The organism is Streptomyces sp. NPDC020362, from assembly GCF_040642095.1.
Taxonomy (GTDB): Bacteria; Actinomycetota; Actinomycetes; order Streptomycetales; family Streptomycetaceae; genus Streptomyces.
Genome location: NZ_JBFAET010000048.1, coordinates 25,584 through 46,569 on the forward strand (window position 1 = coordinate 25,584; position 20,986 = coordinate 46,569).

Genomic DNA, 20,986 nt, shown 5'->3' on the forward strand with positions numbered 1-20,986 from the left:
CGCTCACCCGGCCTTCCGGGTGCGGACGGAGACGCCGAGGTACACCTCGGCGACCTGCCCGTCCTCACGGATCTGAGCGGCCGGTCCGGACAGCACCAGGCGTCCGGCCTCCAGTACGTGCGCCCGGTGGGCGATGCCCAGCGCCAGCTGGGCGTTCTGCTCGACGACCACCACCGTGGTGCGTTCCTCCTCGTTGACGGCACGGACTATCTCGAACAGCTCGCGCGTGACCAGCGGCGCGAGGCCCAGGGACGGCTCGTCCAGAAGCAGCAGTGAGGGCCGCAGCATCAGCGCCCTGCCGATGGCGAGCATCTGCTGCTCCCCGCCGCTGAGGCTGCCGGCGGGCTGACGCGACCGCTGGCGCAGTCTGGGGAAGTGGCCGTAGATCCGTTCCAGGTCTGCCGCCACGGCCGTACGCTCGGCGCGGCCCCGCCACCGGGGGCCGGTGCGCAGGTGGGCGCCGATGCGCAGGTTCTCCTCGACGGTCAGCTCGTTGAACGTGCCCCGGCCCTCGGGGACGTGCGCCACGCCTAGCCCGGCGGCCTGCTCGGGCGAGCGGCCAAGCAGCTCGGTGCCGTTCAGGGTGACCGAGCCGCGGCCGCGGACCATGCCGCTCAGAGCCCGCAGCGTCGTCGTCTTGCCCGCGCCGTTCGGTCCGAGGATCGCGCACACCTCGCCGCGGGCGACGCAGAAGTCGAGGCCCTGCAGCACGCGGGCCTGACCGTATCCGGCGTGCAGACCGGAGACCTTCAGGAAGTCGGGCTCCGTACTCGCCCGGGACTCGGCGCGGTCGGTGGTGGGCTCGCTCATGCGGCCGCCCCCAGGTACGCCTCGACGACCGCCGGGTCGCGCTGGATCTCCTCCGGCGAGCCCTCGGCGATCTTGCGGCCGAAGTCGAGGCAGACCACCTTCTCGCACAGGCCCATCACGAACCCCATGTGGTGTTCGACCACCACGAGCGTGAGGTCGAACTCCCGGCGCACCGACCGGACCAGATCCGCGAATTGGCCGACCTCGCCGTGGCTGAGCCCGTTGACGGGTTCGTCGAGCAGCAGCAGCCGGGGCCGTACCGCGAGCGCCCGCGCGAGTTCGACGCGTTTGAGTGTGCCGAACGGCAGCCCGGAGGCGGGGTGATCGGCGACGTCCGCCAGGCCGAGCCGTTGCAGCAAGTGGTCCGCCTGCTCACGTAGTTCCCTCTCCTCCCGCCGGACGCGGGGCAGCCGGAGCGCCGCGGCGAGGTGTCCGATGCGCCCCCGGCTGTGGGCGCCGACCATGACGTTCTCCCGGACCGTGAGCCGCGGGAACAGGCCCAGGTTCTGGAAGGTGCGGGCGATACCGCGCCCGGCCACGGAGTGCGGAGGAAGGGCCAGCAGGTCCTCGTCCTCGAACCGCACGTCTCCCCCATCGGGAGTGCAGCGCCTGGTGAGGCAGTTGAACAAGGTGGTCTTGCCGGCTCCGTTCGGCCCGATGAGCCCCACGGCGGTGCCCGGCTCGACGGTGAACGCGACACCGTCCAATGCCGTGATCCCGCCGAAGCGCACGGTGATACCGTCGACCGCGAGCATGAGTGACGCCCCTTCCGACGTGCTGGGGGGGTGGGCGAGCGTCACAGTAGGTGGGGGCGTTCCCGGCGCACATTGGGTGTGAGCACCCAACTTGCCGGTCGCCGAACTGTGCGCCACGCACAGGTGCCGGGAGATGTCTCACGCCGAGCCTGTTGACGGAGCACGAGGCGGACGGCGACGATCGGCGCCATGCCTCGCGGTCCTGCTCCAGGCCCTCCCCCATTCTCCGAACCGCTCCGCCGGGAGCGGCGGCGGATCCTGCACACCGTCCACGACCGGGTCGAGGAGGTGGCGGAGACCGCCGTCGAGGTGATGCGCGCGGAGATCCCTTCGTACGCACTGCAGGACGAACGGTTCTTCGACGAGGTTCGGGAGCAGGTGCTCGAGCACTACCGGATGCAGCTGGCGGCACTGGCGGGCGACCGCGACATCGCTCCGGAAGACCTGGTCTTCAGTCGGGTGGCAGCCATGCGCCGAGCCCGCGCGGGGTTCGCCCTCGAGGACTGGATCAGTGCCTTCCGGGTCGGCCGGCAGGTGATGTGGGACGCGCTGCTGGACTGCGCCGGCACGTCCGCCGAGGGCCAGCAGGCCGCGCTGTCCCTCGTCACCCCGCTGATGCGGTACGTCGACTACGCCAGCACCCATGCCGCGCAGGCCTACGTCGAGTACCAGCAGCACGTGGTGGCGGACGCGGACCGGGAGCGCCGGGATCTCCTGGACCAGCTCCTGGCGGGCGTGGCGCCGGCGCGCGGTCCGCTGTTCGCCGCCGCGCAGGCCTACGGCATCGGGCCGCGCTCACCGATGATGGCGGTCGTGGCGGTGTGCGTCGGCGACACCCGCACCGGTGACCTGACCTCCGCCGAGAACGGATATGCCACCAGCGCGTCGATCAGCGTCGCCGGGCCCTGGGCCGGCCGGACCCTGGTCGTCGTGCGCCACGGCGAGGTGGTGGCCGTGCCCGTGCTCCGGGCCGGCATGGACGCAGACGACATATGCGCCCACTTCGAGGCCGTGCAGGAGCGGCTCGCGCGGAAGGGCACCACGCTCTGCATGGGCATCAGCACGGTCGCCCGGGGCGCGTCCGAACTGCCGCGCGCGTACGCGGAGGCGCGGGCCGCTCTCGACCTGGTGCCGAGCGGGGGCGGGGTGGCCGCGCTGCCGCGGCTGTCCCCGTTCGACTACCTGGCGCTGCGCGCCGACGACCTCGCCCGCCAGCTGGTCGATCCCCGGGTGCGTGTGCTGCTGGCGGAGGACCGCAGACGCGGCGACACGCTGGCCGCCACCATACGGGCCTTCGCGGAGGCGGACCTCAATCTGCGGCTGGCCGCCGACCGGCTGCGGGTGCACCACAACACGGCGCACTACCGGCTGCGCCGGATCGAGGAACGCACCGGCCGCAATCCGCGCCGGATCGCCGACCTCCTGGAACTACTGGTCGCCCTCGCCATCCGCGACGGCGCCGGAGAAGGCGAGGATTGCCAGTGAGCGGCATGGTGGAGTCCGCCGGGACCGAGGCGGCAGGTCAGCTGCCGGGCGCGCAGAGGGGCATGGAGCTGCCGGATCGGGACGCCGGACAGGGTGACATGGGGCTGCCGGATCGGGACGCCGGACAGGGTGACATGGAGCTGCCGGAGGGGCACCCCGGGCAGGGGCGGACGGTCCGGCGTGCACTGCTGGACGCCGCGCTGGAGGTGTTCACCGAGCGCGGTTACACCGACGCCGGTCTCACCGAGATCGCGGCGCGCTCCGGCATCCCGGTGGGCAGTCTCTTCCAGCACTACGGCGGAAAGCGAGGGCTCTACCTCGCCCTCTGGGAGGAGTTCCGGGAGGAGCAGGAGCGCCGGACCGCGGCCACGCTGGCCTCCGAGCGCAGCCGTGGTGTGGAGGACCCCATCGCCCTCTTCGTGGCGGGAGCCAGGGCGTACCTGGAGGGTGCCTGGGACAATCGGAGGCTCGGCAGACTCCTCGTGGGGGACGACGGCCCCTCCGGCTTCGACGCGCTGCGCCGCCAGTGGGACCGCGCATGGGTACGGCGCAACGCCCGGCTGCTGGAGGTGGACGAGCGGCGACGCGCCGGCCGGGTCCGGGTGAGCGTACTGACCACCGTCATCGGAGGAGCGGCCCGCGAGCTGGGCGACTGCGGGGACGAGGCGGAGGCCCGGGAGATCGTGGACGAGGTGTGCGGCATCCTGATCCATCTGTCGGCACCGCCCGGGTGAGACGCCCGGCGCACGGCCGGGTCAGCAGTGGCCGGGAAACCGCAGGGCGTTCGCCCAGAGCCGGGTGACCGTGGACACGAGACCCTCGAAGTCCACCGGCACACCTGCTTCTTGGCGCTGGCCGAGCACGAAGGTGTTGTAGGCCATGACGCTGACCATGCCCGACAGCGCACGGGAGGCCATCATCGGATCGACCCCACGGTCTGCGAAACCCCGGGCCTGCAGGTCGGCGATGCCGCGGGCATTGCGGCGGATGAACGCGTCGGCCCGCCTGCTTCGGAACTCACGGAACTCCGGCTCCACTTGGGCGACCTGCTCCAGCAAGGCCATCAGCTTCGCGTTCCGCTTGTACGCCCCGAGATACGCGCGATTGCTCGCCTCGAGTACCGCATGGGGATCGTCGGTGTCCTGCACCCGCCCCATACCGGGGTGCATCATGTCTTCCTGCGCCTCCAGGAGGACGGCGGCGAGCACCTCTTCCTTGTTGGCGAAGTAGGTGTAAAAGGATCCCGCCGCGCAGTGAGCCTCTTTGGTGATGTCGGTCAGGCGGGTATCGAGGTAGCCGTCCCGTTCGAACACCTTCCGCGCGGCCTTCACCAGAGCGGCCCGTGTCCGCGCTCCCCGCTTCGTCGTGGGCGGCTCGCGAAGGTGCGAGAGGGGCGCCATGGGCGGTGCCTTCTCGCCGTCGGTCTCCTCGTGCGCAGTGGTGTCCACCCCGGGAACTTTAGTTGAATCCGACGCCATAGTCACAAATGTGCACAGCGGGTGGATCTCTCGCTCAGCCGGTGATCCCGAAGCGGTCGGCGAGTTGGCGACGGGTGTCGGCGGCGCTGGTGTGCAGTACGCCGCCGATTCCGATCCGTGCCGCTCCGTCGAGGTTCTGCTGGAGATCGTCGATCATGACTGCCTCCTCGGGGGCGATGCCGAGGCGTTCACATGCGATCGCGTAGATCCGTCGGGAAGGCTTGCGGATCCCGACCTCGGCGGAGATGACGACCACATCGGCAACAGCAGCGAGGTCGACGCCGTCGTAGGTTCCGGTGCCGAACGAATTGGATACGAGCGCAACAGGACGGCCGGCGGCCCGTAGATCACCGAGCAGCGCGAGCATGTCCTGGTCGATCGACATCCCCGCCTGCATCCGGTCTGTGAGCCCCTCGGCCGAAACGTCGGCGCCGTGAACGCGGAGGCGTTCGGCGAATCCCCGCTCGAACGCTTCGGTGTCGATACGGCCGCATTCGTGGTCGGCGAGGAGGGTGCGCGACGGCTGGTCCCGGCGAAGGAGGTCCAACGGCAGGCGCGGGTCGGCGCCGAGCGAGGCGCCGAAGTCGGTGAAAGCCCGCAGCACACTGGAGGTGATGACCCCGCCGAAGTCCACCAGGACCGCGGTTCGGGTCCTTTCCCGTACGTTCGACACAGTGTCCACGCCTCTCTCTCGCCCTCCGCTCACCGTCACCCACGCGACGGCAGCCATGTTCCGCCGACTTTCGGAAAGTGCCCCGAGTGCCGTGCCCTGGGCCGGTCCTTGCCGCCCGTATCCGGCGGGAATGCCGATCTCAGGCGATCTCGAACAGCCCGGCTGCGCCCATTCCGCCGCCGACGCACATCGAGACCACCACGTACCGGGCACCACGGCGCTTGCCCTCGATGAGGGCATGCCCCACCAGGCGGGCACCGGTCATTCCGTACGGATGGCCGACCGAGATCGCGCCGCCATTGACGTTGAACCGCTCCGGGTCGATCCGCAGTTCGTCACGGCAGTACAGCGCCTGGGAAGCGAACGCCTCGTTGAGTTCCCACAGGCCGATGTCGTCGATGGTGAGGTTGTGCTGCTTCAGCAGTTTCGGAATGGCGAACACCGGGCCGATGCCCATCTCGTCCGGCCCGCAACCGGCAACGGCCATACCCCGGTAGACGCCCAGCGGTTCCAGGCCTCGGCGTTCGGCCTCCTTCGACTCCATCAACACCGACGCCGAAGCCCCGTCCGACAACTGCGAGGAGTTGCCCGCCGTCACGCTGGAACGCGCGCTCACCTGGCCGTCGGGGAGCACCGGCGCCAGGCCGGCCAGGCCTTCGAGCGTCGTCGACGCGCGGTTGCCCTCGTCCCGGGTCAGGGTGACCTCCTCGTTGCGCGCCTCCCCGGACTGCTTGTCGACAACCTTCTTGACGCTGTTGAGGGCAACGATCTCCCGGTCGAACAGGCCGGCCTCCTGCGCCGCCGCGGTGCGCTGCTGTGACACCAGCGCGAACGCGTCCTGGCGGTCCCGGCTCACGCCGTAGCGTTCGGCGACGATCTCCGCCGTCTGCAACATCGGCATGTAGATGCTCGGCCTGTGCTCGACCAGCCAGGGATCCGCCATGCGGTGGGTGTTCATGCGGTCGTTCTGCACCAAGGAGATCGACTCGACACCGCCGCCGACAGCGATCTGCATGCCGTCCGCGACGATCTGTTTGGCGGCCGTCGCAACGGCCATCAGGCCCGACGAGCACTGCCGGTCGATCGACATCCCCGACACACTGTCCGGAAGCCCGGCGCGAAGAGCGGCCTGACGCGCGACGTTGCCACCGGAGGAGCCCTGCTGCACGGCGCAGCCGAGGATCACGTCCTCGACCTCGCCTCCTTCGAGCCCGGCACGCTGCACGGCGTGAGACAGGGCATGGGCGGCAAGTTCCTGCGCCTGGGTGTCGTTGAATGCACCGCGGTAGGCCTTTCCGATCGGCGTCCGTGCCGTCGAAACGATGACTGCTTCCCTCATGTCGCCTCACTGATTCCTGTCGGTCCGGTTCGCCGGGGGAGCTTCGAGGCCGGAACTCCGGGCTTCGCGAGCCGGGCTCGATACCGGTAGGCGTGCCGAACGCCATTGCGGCGCGGCGACGTCTCGTTGACCGTCTCCTCCGGCAGCCGATGACATGAGCCATGGCCAGTGACGGGAGTCGGCCTCCCGATCCGTTATAGTTGAATCCGGCGTCATGTTCAAGAAAGCCCCTCCCGGATGCTCGGATCACCGCGGGGTGGCGACCCGGCTCGAAGGGCGCCGACGCACCGTGCACGGCTTCCGTCGAGGGGATGCCCGCACACTCGCGCTCTTGACAGCGCGCTCCTCTACCTCAAGGCTACCGACCAGTCGGTATGAAGGAGTGGATCGTGACCGGGCTGAGCATCTCCACCGGTGCGGGCGTGTTCGACGCGATCGTCGCGGGGCCGCCCGAGGGCCGCCCGGTGCTGCTGCTGCACGGCTTCCCGCAGACGGGGCTGGTGTGGCAACGGCAGATCGAGGCGTTGGCCGCGCACGGCTACCGGGTCGTGGCACCCGACCAGCGTGGGTACTCCCCCGGCGCCCGCCCCCTGCGGCCCGAGGACTATCGCATCAGCCTTCTCGTCGACGACGTCGTCGCGATCGCGGAGGCACTGGGCTGGGCCGCGTTCGACCTGGTCGGCCACGACTGGGGAGGCGCGGTGGCCTGGTGGACCGCCGATGCCCACCCCGGCCGCGTACGCACCCTGACGGTTGTCTCGACACCGCACCCCGGCGCTCTGGCCACCGCCCTGCGCACCGACCAGGACCAGCGCAAGCGCTCGCACTACATGATCGACTGGCGCGAAACGCCCGCGACCGAGGAGCGCATGCTGGCCCACGATGCCCAGGAGCTTCGCGCCCTCTACGCCGGAAAGGTGCCGCAGGAGAGTACCGAGGCCTATGTACGGCACCTGTCCCGGCCGGGCGCTCTCACCGCCGCGCTGAACTGGTACCGGGCCGGCCGCCCCGACGGCGCCATCGGCGTCATCGACGTGCCCACGCTGTACACCTGGAGCACGGAGGACAGCGCCTTCGGCCCGGCGGCGGCACAGGAGACCGGGCGTTGGGTCGGCGGGCCGTACCGGTTCGAGACCCTCCAGGGCGTCAGCCACTGGGTCCCCGAGGAAGCACCCGAAACGCTGAGCCGCCTGCTGCTGGACCATCTGCGAGCGCACGGCGAGCAATGAGCCACAGCGAACACCCCGTTCGTCGACTCTCCGGAGAGGTGACCCGATGAAGACAGCGCACGCGGCCTGGCGCCGCCTCGAGCCCGTACACGGCATGATCTACTTCGCTCCCGAGGCAAGGCGACGGTACGCGGACCTCGGACTGAGCGGACGCGCCGGGTACTTCGCCTCCCGCAGTGCCGCGTTCGGCCGGGCATCCGCCGAGCTGATCATCTCGACCTTCTACAACTTCAACCCCGCTTTCGTACGGCAGGCGGTCGACGGGGCCTGGGACGCAACGACGCCGCAAAAGGTGCTGGACGCCCGCTACGCCGCGGCGGGCGAAGCCCTGCGGAGGGCAGGCATCCACGAACTGCCCGAGATGGACGAGGTCCTCGCGCTGACCCGCCGGGCCGCCGAGGCGGCCTGCGAACATGCGCAGGGACGACCGCTGTTCGCCGCGCATGCCGCACTGCCGTGGCCGCAGGAGCCGGTGCTGCAGCTGTGGCACGCCCAGACGCTGCTCCGGGAGTTCCGTGGAGACGCCCATGTCGCGTGCCTGCTGAGCGAGGGCATCGGGGGTTTGGAAGCCCTGATCCTGCACGCCGCCACCGGTGAGGTTCCCGTCGACTTCCTCAAGGCGAGCCGCGCATGGCCCGAGGAGGAGTGGGCCGGCACCCAGGAGCGCCTGCGCGGGCGAGGTCTCCTCGACGGCGACTCCCTCGGCACCGAAGGCGTCAAGCTGCGCCGGCACATCGAGGACCGCACCGACCGCCTGGCCCTTCCCGCCTACGCCGCACTCGGTGACGTCGGCTGTGAGCGTCTCGCCGAACTCGCGAGCCCCTTCGGCCGCGCCGTGGTCGAAGCCGGTCTTCTCAAGCTGAGCTGACCGGGCTTCCTGCCCTTCCTCGACGTGCATGATCTGCTGGAGCCGACGGCCACGGTCGGCGAGAGGGCCGTGGCCGAAGCCGGGAGCGGTGTCGGATGCGCGACCGGGATCGCGGTGCCCGCGATCAGCTGAGCTTGAGGCGGGCGCCGATCTCCCCGGCGACCTCGGGGTGGGAGAGGTACTCCACGATGCTGTGGGCCCGGTCGCGGGCGTTGATGACGGCGACGTCGTTCACTGTGCCCGCCCAGTTGTCGGCCAGCGGGCAGCCGATGGCCACCGCGTCGGACGGGCACCACGCGTTGAGCCAGTCCGTCACCGTGTCGGGGCGTGTCGGCCCTCCGATGAGCAGCCTCTTGTAGACGCTGTCCAGCCCCAGCGGGCTGCCCGCCGTGGTGAGGTGAATCGTGCGCGCGGGCGACAGCCGTGTGGTGAGGTCCATGCCGACCACCGTGCCGAGACTGTGGCTGACGAGTATCACCTCGCCCTCCTTCGGGAGCGTGTCCAGCACACAGTCCAGGACCGCGTCCCTGACGCGGCGGTCGTCGAGATACGCGGCCACGTCATGGAGGATCAGGGCGATGGTCCACGCGTCGAGGTCGCTCCTCGCGGCCAGCCAGCCCAGCTGCCGGTGAAGGCTCCCGACGATGTCGCCCAGGGTGATCCGTTCGACGTCCGGCTGCCTCTCCTGCGGGATGTTCCACCTGGCGGCGGCCTCGCCGATCATCTCCTCGTACACCGCCCGGGCCGTGGGCGACGCGGGAGCAAACGCCTCCGCCGGGGAGAGACTCGTGGCCTCGGTGACACGCGGCGCAGCCTCCCGCGCCGGGAGCACCTGCACCAGTCGATCGCCGTAGTAGGGGAACCAGGCGTCGGCCGGATCGACCGGCGGGAGCCCGGCACGGACAAGTCCCTGGTTGAGGCCGGCCGCCCACTCGCGGCGCAGGTCTTCCGGGTCCTTGTGCTCCTGAGAGCGCCCGTGCAGGAAGACCAGATGGCGCTCGCCGCCGAACGCGCCCTCCCGGGCGCGCAGGCCCGTGTGCACGACTGCCGTCGCGGCGCCCGGTCGCGGTACGACGGTTGCGGGCGCGGGAGCCGGTGAGGTGGATTCGACCGGGCCCAGACCCGACTCGACGCCCATGTCCGCCAGTGGGCCCGTCCGGCCGCCGGGTGGCAGTTGCGCGAGCTGCCGCAGGATGGAGCTGACGCGCACCCCCTCGTTCGAGACCCAGTCGACCGCGTCGTCGCCGTCGCCGGGCTGCCATGCCTGCCCGTCCCTGCGAAGGACGCGCCCCTGGTCGTCGGTCTTCGGCACCCCGCTGTGGTGGAGCGCGACGACCTCCCACTGATCGTTGAAGACCGGGGAGCCGGAATTGCCGGGCTCGGTGTCCGTCTTGTAGTGGAGGAAGTCGTCGAGCCGCACCTGGAGCATGTTGTCGCGGACGGCGATCTCCTTCAGGCGCCCCATCGGGTGGCCGATCACGTTGACCGACTCGCCTATGACCAGCTTGCCCGGCTGGACGCTGAGCCGGTTCCAGCCGAACGTCTCACCCGGCGGCCGCCCGGTCAGGTCCGGGGCGACCATGACCAGGGCGAAGTCCAGGCGCTCGTCGACCACGAAGAACGTGTCCGGGTCCAGCTCCAGCCGCGTCGACGGCTGCGGGGTGTTGTCGATGGTGACCTGGGCGTCGAACTCGACGAAGCACTGCCGGGCCGTCTCCGCGTCGGTGAGCACATGCTGGTTGGTCATCAGCAGGCTCGGCGACACCAGGAAGCCGGTGCCCAGCGGGAGTTCCCGGCCGTTCTCCCGTACCGATATCCGGGCCACGGTTCGCGCCGCCCGGGTCCCACGCGGCAGGAAGCTCCACGCCTGCAGTTCCTTGGACACCCCGAGGATGCGTTCATAGGCGTCGGGCGCGGTCAGCGTTTCCGCGCGCACGGCCTCCACGGCCATGGCGGCGGGTACCGCTTGCCGGTCCAGCAGACGCGTGGCGCGCGCGGCGAGCGCCTGCCGTGAGTCGGGGAAAGGTACGCCCGCGTCCATCTGCCGCTCTACGGCCGTCCGCTCGTCACTGGTGGCACGGTAGCGGTCGGCAGCGGCTGCGGCTTGGTGTGCACGCTCCCGATCTGTCCGTTCTGTCGCTCGCATCTCATCTGTCGCTCGCATCTCAGGGCTCCTCCGGCGCAGCGCTGTGCCACGGGACGAAGGCGTTGGTCAGACCGGCAAGGGCCGTGCGCAGCTCGGGGTGGTGGCGCAGCAGGACGGTGACCATGCTGTTGTCGTCGATCCAGGCCATCCCGGCCTTGGAGTAGACCTCGGGCGTGTAGTGGGTGGTGAAGAACCGGTCGCTGTTCAGCCGGCGCGAGGCCATGAGGATGAAGATGCGGAACGCCGTGTCGCTGAAGGCGAATCCGGCAGGCAGTTTCTCCGCGTACAGCCCGACCATCAGGTCCACCTTCTCGATGTCGCCGTCGTAGAGCCGCTCGATCTGCTCGGCCCACGCCGGATCGTGCGCCAGCTCCGTGAAGCTCTCCGCGGGCTTGAGCCGCAGCAGCCGCCGGAACTCGTTGTAGCGGGGCACCCCCAGTTCCCGGGAGCGCAGGATGTCGGTTGCGGCGAGGTCCTGCAGTTGCCCGTCGGGCCGCTCGAACTCCTGCAGGAACCTGGGGAAGTTGTGCAGGGTGACCAGTCCCGGGTGCAGCGTGCCGAAGCTGTAGAGCAGGTCGGCCATCTCCGTGGTCTCCAGGAACTTCAGGGCTCCCGGGCCGGAGATCTCTCGCTGGGTGCAGTGACGCAGGGTCGTGTCGTCGGCAGCGGCCCGCAGGTGCCATTCGTCGCGGATCAGCGGGTGCATGCGGTACACCGCCACGAACTCCTCGGTGAGGGCGTACGGGACGCCGTAGTGATCGGTCTCGCCGCCGGGGATGCCGCTGACGACCTCGCTGTCGCTGATGCGCCCGAACAGGTTGTGGACGCGCTCGCCCGCGATGCCCCACCAGTTGGCGCGCAGCGCCTTGACGGTGGTGGGGTGGCTGATGACGGCCGGTGTCCACTCCACGGTGTGGATCTTCGCGAGGAGTGCGGAGTTGACGAGCCGGGCACGCTGGAACAGCTCCTCGTCGCTCCAGGACGGGTAGGCGCCGTGCAGGTGGTCGCAGATCGCGTTGTGCTCCCGGGTGAACAGGTCCTGCATCATGGCGAGGCCCAGCCAGAAGCCGGGAACGCGGGTGGGGTCCTGGGAGGGGTCGGCGGGGACGGGGGCCTGCTCGTCGTCCCACAGGTGCAGCCTGCCCAGTTCGCCGGTGCGCAGCTGGTGCTGTTCGGCCTGGTTCTTCCCGTAGATCTGGGACGCGTCCCACCAGTGAGAGGACACATTGACGCGGGTGTCGGGCGTTCCGCGCGGTGCCCGAGGGTCACGAGTGGGGTCGTCGGGGGTCCGCATGATCTTCATGGGGTGTTCGGGCCAGGGGTCGTCGTCCAGCAGGGGAACCTCCCAGGGCCGGTCCGTGGGGCTCGTGCCGTGGCTGAACCAGTCACGGATCATGAACTGGAGCCAGGCGGCGACCAGGGAGTTGACGGATTCGGCCGGGACAAGAGCGTCGCGGGTGAGCAGGGCGCGGCTGACCTCGCGCGGACTGGGCGCGGACAGTACGTCCTCGGGTGCGGCCGGGGCGATGGCCTCCAGTGGAATGTTGCGGCCGAAGCGGGTGCCGGCCATGCCCATGCGCGGCTCGCCCAGGTCGTTGTGGCTGCCGTCAGCGGTCCGGTTGACCTGGTGGCTCGCGGACGGGGGCGCGGGCTCGGGCTGGTTGATCGCGGGCAGCCGGCCGGTGTCGTACAGGTTCTTCTGCCGGAGCCTGACACGCAGCCCGAGGAGCGTCAGCAGGCCTGCCACCACGGGCAGTCTGTCCCAGCCGATGCGGCGATCGACGTACTGGGAGGCACTGGTGATGATCCTCCAGGGAAGTGACGTGCGGTATCCGGCCGGGGAGCGCCTTGGGGCGCCTCGGTTCGTGCTCATCGCGATACTCCTTGGGAGGCTCCTGATCGTTTCGTTCAGGGACGGGACGGTGGCGGGGGTCGGCTGTGGGCAGCGTCGCGGAGGATCACGTCGCTCGCCTTCTCGCTGATCATGTAGATGGGGGCGGCGACGAAGAAGCCGGGAATGCGGGGGAAGACCGAGGCGTCGACGATCCGCAGACGGCCCACGCCGCGGACCCGGAACGCGCTGTCGACCACGGCTGAGGGATCGTCCGCGCGGCCCATCCGACAGGTGCACGACGCATGGTGGCCCCAGGCCTCGTCCTGGACGAAACGGCGGACGGCGTCGCGGTCGCCGACCTCCTTGCCGGGCCACAGCTCCTTGCGGACCACGGAATCGGCCCTGCGGTTCATCCCTCGTACGAACTCCACGGCGTCGGTCATCGCTTCGAGGTCCAGGCCCTCCTTGTCCGTGCCCTCGGCGAAGTAGTGGAAGTCGACCAGTGGGGTGTCGCGCGGGTCTGCTGAGCGCAGCCGGACGCGGCCTCCCGTGTTGCGGGTGCGGCTCTTGAGAATGGCCCAGGTGAAGCGGTCCTTGTGGTGTGTCAGGTCGAGGGAGTAGCCGGGGCGGTATCCCCGGAAGTCGAAAGGACCGCCGAAGATGAACAGGTCGGGGGCATCGAGGTCCGGGCGGGACTTGCGGGTGATGCCGAGGACGGCGCCGTTGGTGGTGTAGAGGCCGTTGCCCTTCTGCCACGCCCGGTAGCAGCGGTCCGGTTCGGCACCGGGCTTCGGAGCATGGAAGTCACATTCCCCGATGACCGGGAACTCGCGGTGCATCTGGCTGACCACGCCGACTTCGTACCGGTCCTGGAGATGCGCGCCCACCCCGTACAGGCCGACGCGCACGGGGATGCCGTGGCGGCCCAGCTCCTCGGGTGGTCCGATGCCCGAAAGCATCAGCAGCTGGGGCGTGTTGAAAGCCCCGGCGGCCAGGATCACCTCGCGCGAGGCGAGGACCCGGCGCAGCGCTGCCGGCCCGGAGTCCGGCCGCGTGCCGGGATCGGCCCGGTAGGCGTGCGCCTCGTCCAGGTAGTCGACGCCGGTCGCCGCATTTTCCCCGTCCAGGACGATCCGGGCCGCCAGCGCATGGGTACGGACCACCAGATGGTCCGGGTGATCGCGCTGCGCGTCCCGGACACGTTCGCGTACGGCGCTGCGGCGGCCGACGGCCGTGGAGATGGGGATCTGCCACAGCCCTTGCAGGGCCTGGGTCTGCACCCGCCAGTCGTTGGGGTCCACGAAGGAACCGAACCCCTCGAGGGGAGACAGCGGCCGGTCGAGGAAACCGGCGAGCGTGTCCTCCGCGGCAGAGAGGAGGACCTTCAGCAACTCTGCGTCCTGTACGGCGAGTCGGGGATCGGCCAGCGCGGTGGGCAGCCAGCCGTCGAACCCGTGCCGGGCGTCGTTGCGGTACCGGGCCGCCACGACGGGCAGGTTCCGAAGCACCGCGGCCAGGATCGGGTTGCCGGGCGGCTTCTTGGGCCTCGGCCGGTAGGTACAGCGCTCCAGTCGTTCGAAGTACCGGCGCATGGCCGAGCTGTGCCAGGTGGCGTCGCCGGTCTCCACCGCGATGGCGTCCCAGTCGCTGTTGTACGGATAGACGGTGATCAGCGCATGGTGCGCGGTGCACCCGCCGACCGTGCCGGCGCGCGGGTAGAGGACGCCCTTGCCCGGTACGAACTTGCTGTCGCGCCGTTGCTGCTGGTCGTCGGCGTAGTGCCGTACGAAGTAGTTCCAGCACTGCGCGGGGTCCTCGGAGGCGTCGGCGTGGAATGCGGGCACCAGGTAGTTGTCGTTGTCCTCGGCGCCGCCGGCGTCCAGGAGCAGGGTGCGCATGCCCGCGGCGGCGAGGTTGGCCGCCAGCGGCCCGCCACCCGCGCCTGCGCCGACGACGACGTAGTCGAAGCCCGTCTCGGTGGGGGGTACGACCCCGGGTTGCACCGTCACGTCTGCCTGTCCTTCGAGGAGTTGGCGAGCGAGGCAGTGGCGCCGATGGCCAGGGCGGTGTTGACGGCCGAGATGAAGGTGGTCAGTACCGCGGTGCGCGGCGGGACATCCCCGTGGATGCCGAGCGTGGCCGCTGTCGCGGTGTCACTGCCGTGGATGAGGATGCCGTCGCGCAGGTCGTCCCTCAGCCGCTCGCCGCTGTGGGTCAGCAGATCGAGGCCGAGCAGGACCGTGCGGATGCCGAAGAGGCGAAAGGCGTAGACCGCTGCCGGGCTGGGCGGATCGCGGTCGGGGTCGAACCGCCGGATGAGCAACTCCGGTGCCAGCAGACCGGCGGCTCCGTTGAAGAGTCTGATTCCGGCGAGGAGATATACCGCGACAGGACGGTTGGAGGCAGGGGCCGTGGCCATGACGTCTCCTGAGAGGGTGATGATTCTCGCGATGACGGGACCGCCCGCCGAGCCCCACGGCAAGGACAGGAACACCCTGGACGCACTCTTGCTGACCACGCTAGGGGACCGACTGCTCAACTGCATCTTGAGGGCAGCGGAGTTTGAACGGGAGTGCTGTCCCTGTCGCTCCCGTCGACCGCGTGGGAGTGAGGCCGCTGTGCGGGTCGGTGCGGACTTGACCCCGATGAGGTTTTGCTCGGCGAAGTCCTCGCCAGGGATGCGGCAGACACCACTGATCAGGAAGAGCGGTGGACAGCGCCGGTACGGCGGAGTGGCTGGACCTTTCGTCGGGATCGGCCGGCATCGTAGACAGACGCGCAGCAGATGCCGAGACACCGGAACGCGAATAAAATGGGCAGCAGGTCGGGGCCCGGGGCGGCATTCAGTTCCACTTTCAAGGAGGCGCCCCCTGACAGGCGCGCCTCACGTCATGACGGGACAGTCGTCGTCCGGCCACGCTCCACCAGCTGAGTGCAGACGAACGCGGTGGGCTCGCCGTTCCCGGCCGGGAAGTCGAGTTGCACGGAGTTCCACCCTGCAGGCGGCAAAGCGGCGGCACCGGGGCGGACCACTCGGGGACCAGCGAGCGTGCCTCAAGGTCGGACGGGCCGCGCACGTTCGAAGCGTGCCATCTCCGCCGGGCGGGATGTCACACCTACGGCGACAGCATCGCTCCCCCACCGATCAATCAGTGCGGTACCAGTCGTCGCCGTCGCTACGAAGCGCGCTGCGCACATAGCTCTCCAGCGACGATGCAACCCAGGTGCGGCTGTCCGTTTCGTGATCCCATACGAAGATTTCATCGCGGGCTGGTGCACACACGAAGGCAAATCGGTCGCCGCCACCGTTGTCACCGAAGAACATGAGGGCGTCGAACGGCAAGTACAGGTTGCGGAACTGCTCGTCGGTACGGAAGGACCGGTTCTCTTCCAGGACCTTCTCGGCCGTCCAGACCACCTCCGTCCCATAGTCGCCGTCGATCCCGTCGGTCTCGGTCAGGAGCTCACGCAAGGACTCGGGAAGCGGCTGGCCGAGATACTCCTCGACCGCGGCCAGGACATCCGGAGCCGCCGGGTCCTGCAGCTCCACTTCAGGGAACTCCGAGGCGAGCTCTCGCCACATGAGGCACTTTCTCCTTTTCCCGGAACTGCCATTACCGGCACTTCTGCTCGATATCTTAGGCCGGGTCTCAGGGGGAAGGACGAGCATCGATGCCCGGTTATCAGCGCACCACGGACTTCCACGGCCAGTCGTTGGAGGAGTTCGACCCGGACAGTAGCGCCGGTACCGTCACGCAACGAGGTGCCTGGCATCTCAGCGCAGCAGTCTCCGGGCCGCCTGAGCTCCACGAGCTCCTGGAGTGCTTCGTGCGGACCGTCGACACTTCCCAGGTGACCACTTTGGCCGTGGGCTTCACGGGCTTTGACGGCCCCGATGCCGCCACTCCTTTGTTGGAGGCCGCTGAATGCTTCCCGCGGCTGCAGGCGTTGCTCCTCGGCGACGAGCAGGACTTCACGTCGATCAGGCAGACCGATCTCACTCCCGTCCTCGAACGGTTCCCACTGTTGGAACGGCTGGACGTGCGCGGAAAGCATGGGTTGGAACTGCGTCCAATTCACCATGCCGCGCTGAAGATTCTGCGGTTCGAGTCCTGCGGTCTGCCGTCCGACGTCGCGCGGGCGGTGTCGGCCAGCGATCTGCCCGGACTGGAGCATCTGGACCTGTGGCTCGGTGTCGAAGACAGCGAGGTCGATGTGGCCGATGTGGCCGATCTGGCGGCGATCCTCAGCGGGGAGCGACTGCCTGCGCTGCGGTCGCTCGGCCTGGAGAACAGCGCGATCCAGGACTAGATCGCGGAAGCCGTGGCGGACGCTCCGGTCGTGGCCGGGCTGCACTCGCTCAGCCTGGCCTTGGGAACACTTACCGACAGGGGTGCCGAAAGCCTGCTCTCCGGCCGGCCGCTGACCCATCTGAAACGTCTGGACCTGCACCACCATTACCTGTCCGACCGCATGATGGAGCGGCTGCGGACCGCACTCCCGAGCACCGAGGTCGATCTCAGCGAGGGCTGCGGTGAATACCACGGCCCCTTCGAGGAGGAGGTCTTCCACTTCGTGGCGGACGGGCGAGACTTCTAAGATCGCGTCCATTGCGGTGAGGCGGACGTTGACCCGTTACGGGCCGGGGGATGTGGAGCTGGATTGCGCCGGACGGCTTGCGGGAGATCGCGAGGCCGCTGATCCCGGAGCAACGAGAACGGCCGCAGGGCGGTGGAACGGCCAGCGCCCCTGATGACACAGCCGGCTGCCGGAGCCTCTGCCAGCCCCCGCCCGGTGTACCAGTTGTCTGCCGGCAAATCCGGTGGCTGGATCGGCTTGCCGTCCATGTAGAAGGCCAAATGCCCGACGAACACGCCAGTGGCTGGCCTCCGCGAAGGATGGACACCTATTTCGTAGCATGAGCCGATGATCGGGTCCGATGAGCGGCGTGCCCAGCAGCAGCGCGAGTGGCAGAAGGTCGTACACCGCCACCGCGCGTTCGTCCTCAGTCTGGTCGGGACCGGCGTGGCGGTCGTTGCGGCGTTCGTGTTCCGGGCCGGCTCCGAGGACGCAGCGTCCGTCGGCTCCGCCCAGTCCCCCCTACGGACGACCAGGACCACGACGTCCGGGGCGCCGGCAGCACCGCACCCTACCGGCAACGTGCGGATCGCCGCCGTGGGGGACGTCGTGATGGGCTCGCTGCCGGACGACCTGCCGCCGGATGACGGCGCTTCGTTCTTCGATTCTGTCCACGACCTGCTCGCCGGCGGCGTGGTGCTCGGGAACCTGGAGGGAACACTCACCACCGGCGGCTCCAGCAAGTGCGACGGCGACAGCCCGAACTGCTTCGCGTTCCGGGCTCCTCCGTCCTACAGCCACTGGCTCAAGGCGGCCGGGTTCACGGTGATGAACACGGCCAACAACCACGTCGACGACTTCGGGGCGGAGGGGCGGCGCGAGACGTTCGCCGCTCTGCGCTCGGTGAACCTGCCGTTCACCGGCCGACTGGGCCAGATCACCATCCAGCGAGTCAACGGCATCCGGGTCGCACTGATCGGGTTCGCTCCCGACCGAGGGGCCAACGACCTCACGGACATCCCCGCCGCGAAACGACTCACGGCCCGCGCCGCAACGATGGCGGACATCGTGATCGTCACGATGCACGCCGGCGCGGAAGGCTCGGACCGCACGCACGTAGAGCCCGGCACCGAGTACTTCCTCGGCGAGAACCGCGGCGACAGCTACCGCTTCAGCCGTGCGGTGATCGACGCCGGCGCCGACCTCGTCGTAGGCAGCGGCCCGCACGTGATGCGGGGAATGGAGTTCTACAAGGGCCGGCTGATCGCCTACAGCCTGGGCAACTTCTCGGGCTACAAGGTACTCGGCCTCGGCGGCACACTCTCCACCAGCGGCGTCCTGCACGTCACCCTCCGCGCCGACGGCACCTACGTGTCCGGGCGCCTGCACCCGACCCAGATCGTGGAGCCGGGCACACCGGAGCCGGGCGGCGATGGGATCGACCTCGTCTCCGACGTGTCGGAGGAGGACTTCGGCTCACACGCCGCCCGCATCTCGGAGGACGGGACGATCCAGCGCCCGTAGCCGAGCATCCACGCCGCCCGGTCCGCAGCAGCCAGTGCATCGTCGGCATCTGGCACGAAGAGGCTCGTGGCCGGGTTCGAGCCGTCTCTCGCGAGCTCTTCGCCGGACTGACCATGAACACCGTTTACATGCCACCGAATCCGCTCATGGGCATCTGCGGTGCCGGGATGTAGTGGTGGGCGAGGTTGGCGTCACGGTTGTGGCGGTAACGATGGGCCTCAGGGTCGCCGTACTTCTCGAGACGCCGACGGCCGGAAACGATGTCTCGCATGAGAAGCGTGGCTCGGCTGAACAGGGTCTTCATACGTGTTCCCCCTCGTGTACGTGGTCCTGCCAGGCAGGATGCACCAGCCGTCAGGGGAGATCCCGCGGTATTGAGCAGATCTTGAGCCTCGGCTCTGTGGTGGCCGTCGGGCGTTCGCCCCCACGTCCCGCCGACCGGGCGGCGGTGCCCCGCCTCCCTCATGCGGTCCTGCCGGCCACGAGGCGGCTGTACCCGGGCTGCGCAATTCGGGAGAGGCCCTCAACCGAAACAGCCTGCGGGGTGATCCCGACTTGGCTCCGAACTCCGAGACGCCGCAGGTATCGAGGATGACTCATCTCCCGTCCTGACAATGCGAGGCCCGCCACCGGCCACGGACCATCACCGAGGCGGGCGGGACGCGGCTCCCCGAAGGGGGTCCCGGTCGATGCTGGCGGCAAGGGTGTCAGGTCGCCCTGCCCGACGACGTCGAGCCATACAGGCAGGCGCTCGCCCCGACGCTCGGTGAGCATGGACGCGAAAGGCCAGCCGTGGCGGGACGGTCGGCCGCCCCGACCTGCCCACCCCCCAGGCGTGGCCCACCCAGTCACAACCAGAACGGACAAACCCATGGGACGCAGCCCGGCAGAATGACGGCCATGAACGAGAACCGGAACACCAGTACGACAGCCGCCGAGTCCAGGCCGCCGCTGACGGCCGGCCTCACCGGCGCCGAGCTGCTGCGCTGGTACTGGACACTGGACGAGCTCACTGGTCTCGCCCGCACGATGGGCGTCGCGCGGTCCGGCGGCAAGGCAGCGCTCGCCGCCCGGCTCGCCGCGGCGCTGGACGGCCGGCCGCTGCCGGCCGCCCCGGCCCTCCGTCGCCCGGCGACCGCGCAGTTGGCCGAGCCCGTCGACGGCGACACCGTGATCCCGGCCGGCCAGCGGTGCAGCCAGGTCCTGCGGAAGTACTTCCTCGAGGCGATCGGCCCCGGCTTCCACTTCGACGCCTTCATGCGCGACTTCATCGCTCAGAATCCTGGCCGGACCCTGGCCAACGCGGTTGCCCACTGGCACGCCACCCGCCCGGACGCGGCCCGGCCCCGCGAGATCGGGGAACAGTTCGAGTTCAACCGCTTCACCAGTGCCTGGCACCGCCAGAACCCGGCCGGCACCCGCGCCCAGGCTCTCGAAGCCTGGTACGCCCACCGCGCACTCCCCAAACCCCCCAGCGGCGGCTGACGGCACACGCTCGTCGGGCGAGGACGGATTCGAACCGTCGCGGCCCAAGAGGTCGAGGCGACGCCCCCGTCGGCCGTGTCCGGACTGTTCGTACACATCGATGTCGGGGTGCTGGAGCCAGGCGGCGAAGGTACCGCGGTCGCTGACATGGCTGTACCAGGTGTCGCCGTCAGCCGTGAGGTACGGAACCTCCCAGACACGTCCGGGGAGCGAGGCCGCCGGGGACCGGGCACGCGTCCGGCAGCCCTGCTTGCCCGATGTCATCGACAACGCCGCATCTCCACTCCGAGCCCTCGGGCCGGTCCGCCATGTCCGCGAGATCGCTGTGGAGCAGCGCGCCGCGCCGTTCGGAGACAGCATTGTCCCTGGTGGAGGCCAGCGTCATCTGCGCCCAAGGACTGCGGACCGGACACCTCTGTGTCCCGTCCCGCAGGCGGTGCGCCGCCCGTGCCGCGCCAGCTGCCGTCCACTGCCCGGCCTTGTCTCTGCTGCGCTGCCGCTTGGCCCGGCTCGTTGCGCACCATTGGCGGCCCTGGGGCCGGCGACCGGGAGGGGGCTTCCTGTCGTCTCCACCCTGAGGTGAGGTGCAGCCGGTGGAGAGCGCGGTCCCGCGCTCTCCACCCGTTTTCCACCCAGCCCTCCACCCCTGCTCCGATCCGCCGGGCCCCACCCCGCACCTAACGTTCTTCGCAGGCCGGGACCGTCCGGTCGCAGCTCAGGCAGCCGGGCGCAGCCGTGGCCACGCCACTCAGACCCGGCACCCGCACCGGAGCGAGGAGGTA

At 69.7% G+C, this 20,986-nt stretch carries 19 protein-coding genes and 2 pseudogenes; 9 read left to right on the plus strand and 12 right to left on the minus strand.

Features of this window, described 5'->3' with window-relative positions; all coding sequences use genetic code 11:
• Positions 1–3 precede the first annotated feature (3 nt).
• Entirely contained in the window at positions 4–810 is an 807-nt protein-coding gene (locus AB0H32_RS19510; protein WP_361121730.1) for an ABC transporter ATP-binding protein, read from the minus strand.
• Entirely contained in the window at positions 807–1,565 is a 759-nt protein-coding gene (locus AB0H32_RS19515) for an ABC transporter ATP-binding protein (protein WP_361121733.1), read from the minus strand. The genes AB0H32_RS19510 and AB0H32_RS19515 overlap by 4 nt, the downstream gene beginning before the upstream one ends.
• A 189-nt stretch (positions 1,566–1,754) precedes the next feature.
• Here AB0H32_RS19515 and AB0H32_RS19520 point away from each other — a divergent pair, with 189 nt between their 5' ends.
• Complete coding sequence (locus AB0H32_RS19520; RefSeq protein ID WP_361121736.1) at positions 1,755–3,050, plus strand: helix-turn-helix domain-containing protein; 1,296 nt, start codon at positions 1,755–1,757, stop codon at positions 3,048–3,050.
• Positions 3,051–3,055: 5 nt separating this feature from the next.
• Positions 3,056–3,784: a TetR/AcrR family transcriptional regulator gene (locus AB0H32_RS19525; RefSeq protein WP_361121805.1), complete on the plus strand. Its 729-nt coding sequence runs from the start codon at positions 3,056–3,058 to the stop codon at positions 3,782–3,784.
• Positions 3,785–3,805: 21 nt separating this feature from the next.
• On the opposite strand, the gene AB0H32_RS19530 is transcribed toward AB0H32_RS19525, so the two are convergent.
• The 3 genes from AB0H32_RS19530 to AB0H32_RS19540 form a co-directional block, all read right to left on the minus strand.
• Positions 3,806–4,498 carry a TetR/AcrR family transcriptional regulator gene (locus tag AB0H32_RS19530; RefSeq protein WP_361121739.1) on the minus strand — a complete coding sequence of 231 codons (693 nt, stop codon included), beginning with the start codon at positions 4,496–4,498 and terminating at the stop codon, positions 3,806–3,808.
• A 64-nt stretch (positions 4,499–4,562) separates the two neighbouring features.
• Positions 4,563–5,210 (minus strand): HAD family phosphatase, encoded by a 648-nt coding sequence (locus AB0H32_RS19535; protein ID WP_361121742.1) that lies wholly within the window; start codon positions 5,208–5,210, stop codon positions 4,563–4,565.
• A 130-nt stretch (positions 5,211–5,340) separates the two neighbouring features.
• Positions 5,341–6,540 carry an acetyl-CoA C-acyltransferase gene (locus tag AB0H32_RS19540; protein ID WP_361121744.1) on the minus strand — a complete coding sequence of 400 codons (1,200 nt, stop codon included), beginning with the start codon at positions 6,538–6,540 and terminating at the stop codon, positions 5,341–5,343.
• 389 nt (positions 6,541–6,929) lie between these two features.
• Between AB0H32_RS19540 and AB0H32_RS19545 the strand changes: the two genes are divergently transcribed.
• Together AB0H32_RS19545 and AB0H32_RS19550 are read left to right on the plus strand one after the other, a co-directional pair.
• Positions 6,930–7,769 carry an alpha/beta hydrolase gene (locus AB0H32_RS19545; protein WP_361121746.1) on the plus strand — a complete coding sequence of 280 codons (840 nt, stop codon included), beginning with the start codon at positions 6,930–6,932 and terminating at the stop codon, positions 7,767–7,769.
• Between the two features lie 46 nt (positions 7,770–7,815).
• Positions 7,816–8,637, plus strand: coding sequence for a hypothetical protein (locus tag AB0H32_RS19550; protein ID WP_361121748.1), 822 nt, complete (start codon positions 7,816–7,818; stop codon positions 8,635–8,637).
• Positions 8,638–8,761: 124 nt separating this feature from the next.
• On the opposite strand, the gene AB0H32_RS19555 is transcribed toward AB0H32_RS19550, so the two are convergent.
• The 5 genes from AB0H32_RS19555 to AB0H32_RS19575 all read right to left on the minus strand — a co-directional run bounded on the left by AB0H32_RS19555 (position 8,762) and on the right by AB0H32_RS19575 (position 16,200).
• Complete coding sequence (locus AB0H32_RS19555) at positions 8,762–10,801, minus strand: serine protease (RefSeq protein ID WP_361121751.1); 2,040 nt, start codon at positions 10,799–10,801, stop codon at positions 8,762–8,764.
• A 1-nt stretch (position 10,802) separates the two neighbouring features.
• A complete protein-coding gene (locus AB0H32_RS19560) occupies positions 10,803–12,656 on the minus strand; it encodes a peroxidase family protein (protein WP_361121755.1) in 1,854 nt (617 codons plus the stop codon).
• A gap of 35 nt (positions 12,657–12,691) precedes the next feature.
• Positions 12,692–14,626 carry a GMC oxidoreductase gene (locus AB0H32_RS19565; protein ID WP_361121758.1) on the minus strand — a complete coding sequence of 645 codons (1,935 nt, stop codon included), beginning with the start codon at positions 14,624–14,626 and terminating at the stop codon, positions 12,692–12,694.
• Positions 14,623–15,036: a hypothetical protein gene (locus tag AB0H32_RS19570; protein ID WP_361121761.1), complete on the minus strand. Its 414-nt coding sequence runs from the start codon at positions 15,034–15,036 to the stop codon at positions 14,623–14,625. Before AB0H32_RS19570 ends, AB0H32_RS19565 begins: the two co-directional genes overlap by 4 nt.
• 726 nt (positions 15,037–15,762) lie before the next feature.
• On the minus strand, positions 15,763–16,200 hold the full coding sequence (locus AB0H32_RS19575; RefSeq protein ID WP_361121763.1) for an SMI1/KNR4 family protein: 438 nt from the start codon (positions 16,198–16,200) through the stop codon (positions 15,763–15,765).
• 89 nt (positions 16,201–16,289) lie between these two features.
• Between AB0H32_RS19575 and AB0H32_RS19580 the strand changes: the two genes are divergently transcribed.
• From AB0H32_RS19580 to AB0H32_RS19595, 4 genes and pseudogenes are all read left to right on the plus strand, one after another.
• Positions 16,290–16,928, plus strand: a complete 639-nt coding sequence (locus AB0H32_RS19580; RefSeq protein WP_361121766.1) for a hypothetical protein — start codon at positions 16,290–16,292, stop codon at positions 16,926–16,928.
• A 12-nt stretch (positions 16,929–16,940) separates the two neighbouring features.
• Positions 16,941–17,216 (plus strand): hypothetical protein, encoded by a 276-nt coding sequence (locus tag AB0H32_RS19585; protein ID WP_361121769.1) that lies wholly within the window; start codon positions 16,941–16,943, stop codon positions 17,214–17,216.
• A gap of 50 nt (positions 17,217–17,266) precedes the next feature.
• Positions 17,267–17,377, plus strand: a pseudogene (locus tag AB0H32_RS19590) (IS5/IS1182 family transposase); the annotation flags it as partial.
• A gap of 166 nt (positions 17,378–17,543) precedes the next feature.
• Positions 17,544–18,719, plus strand: coding sequence for a CapA family protein (locus AB0H32_RS19595; protein WP_361121772.1), 1,176 nt, complete (start codon positions 17,544–17,546; stop codon positions 18,717–18,719).
• Positions 18,720–18,843: 124 nt separating this feature from the next.
• On the opposite strand, the gene AB0H32_RS19600 is transcribed toward AB0H32_RS19595, so the two are convergent.
• A complete protein-coding gene (locus AB0H32_RS19600) occupies positions 18,844–18,990 on the minus strand; it encodes a hypothetical protein (RefSeq protein WP_361121775.1) in 147 nt (48 codons plus the stop codon).
• 629 nt (positions 18,991–19,619) lie between these two features.
• Here AB0H32_RS19600 and AB0H32_RS19605 point away from each other — a divergent pair.
• Positions 19,620–20,204: a DUF6434 domain-containing protein gene (locus AB0H32_RS19605; RefSeq protein ID WP_361121778.1), complete on the plus strand. Its 585-nt coding sequence runs from the start codon at positions 19,620–19,622 to the stop codon at positions 20,202–20,204.
• A 114-nt stretch (positions 20,205–20,318) separates the two neighbouring features.
• Here the strand turns inward: AB0H32_RS19605 and AB0H32_RS19610 are convergent.
• A pseudogene (locus tag AB0H32_RS19610) lies at positions 20,319–20,564 on the minus strand (DUF6368 family protein); the annotation flags it as partial.
• Positions 20,565–20,986: the final 422 nt, after the last annotated feature.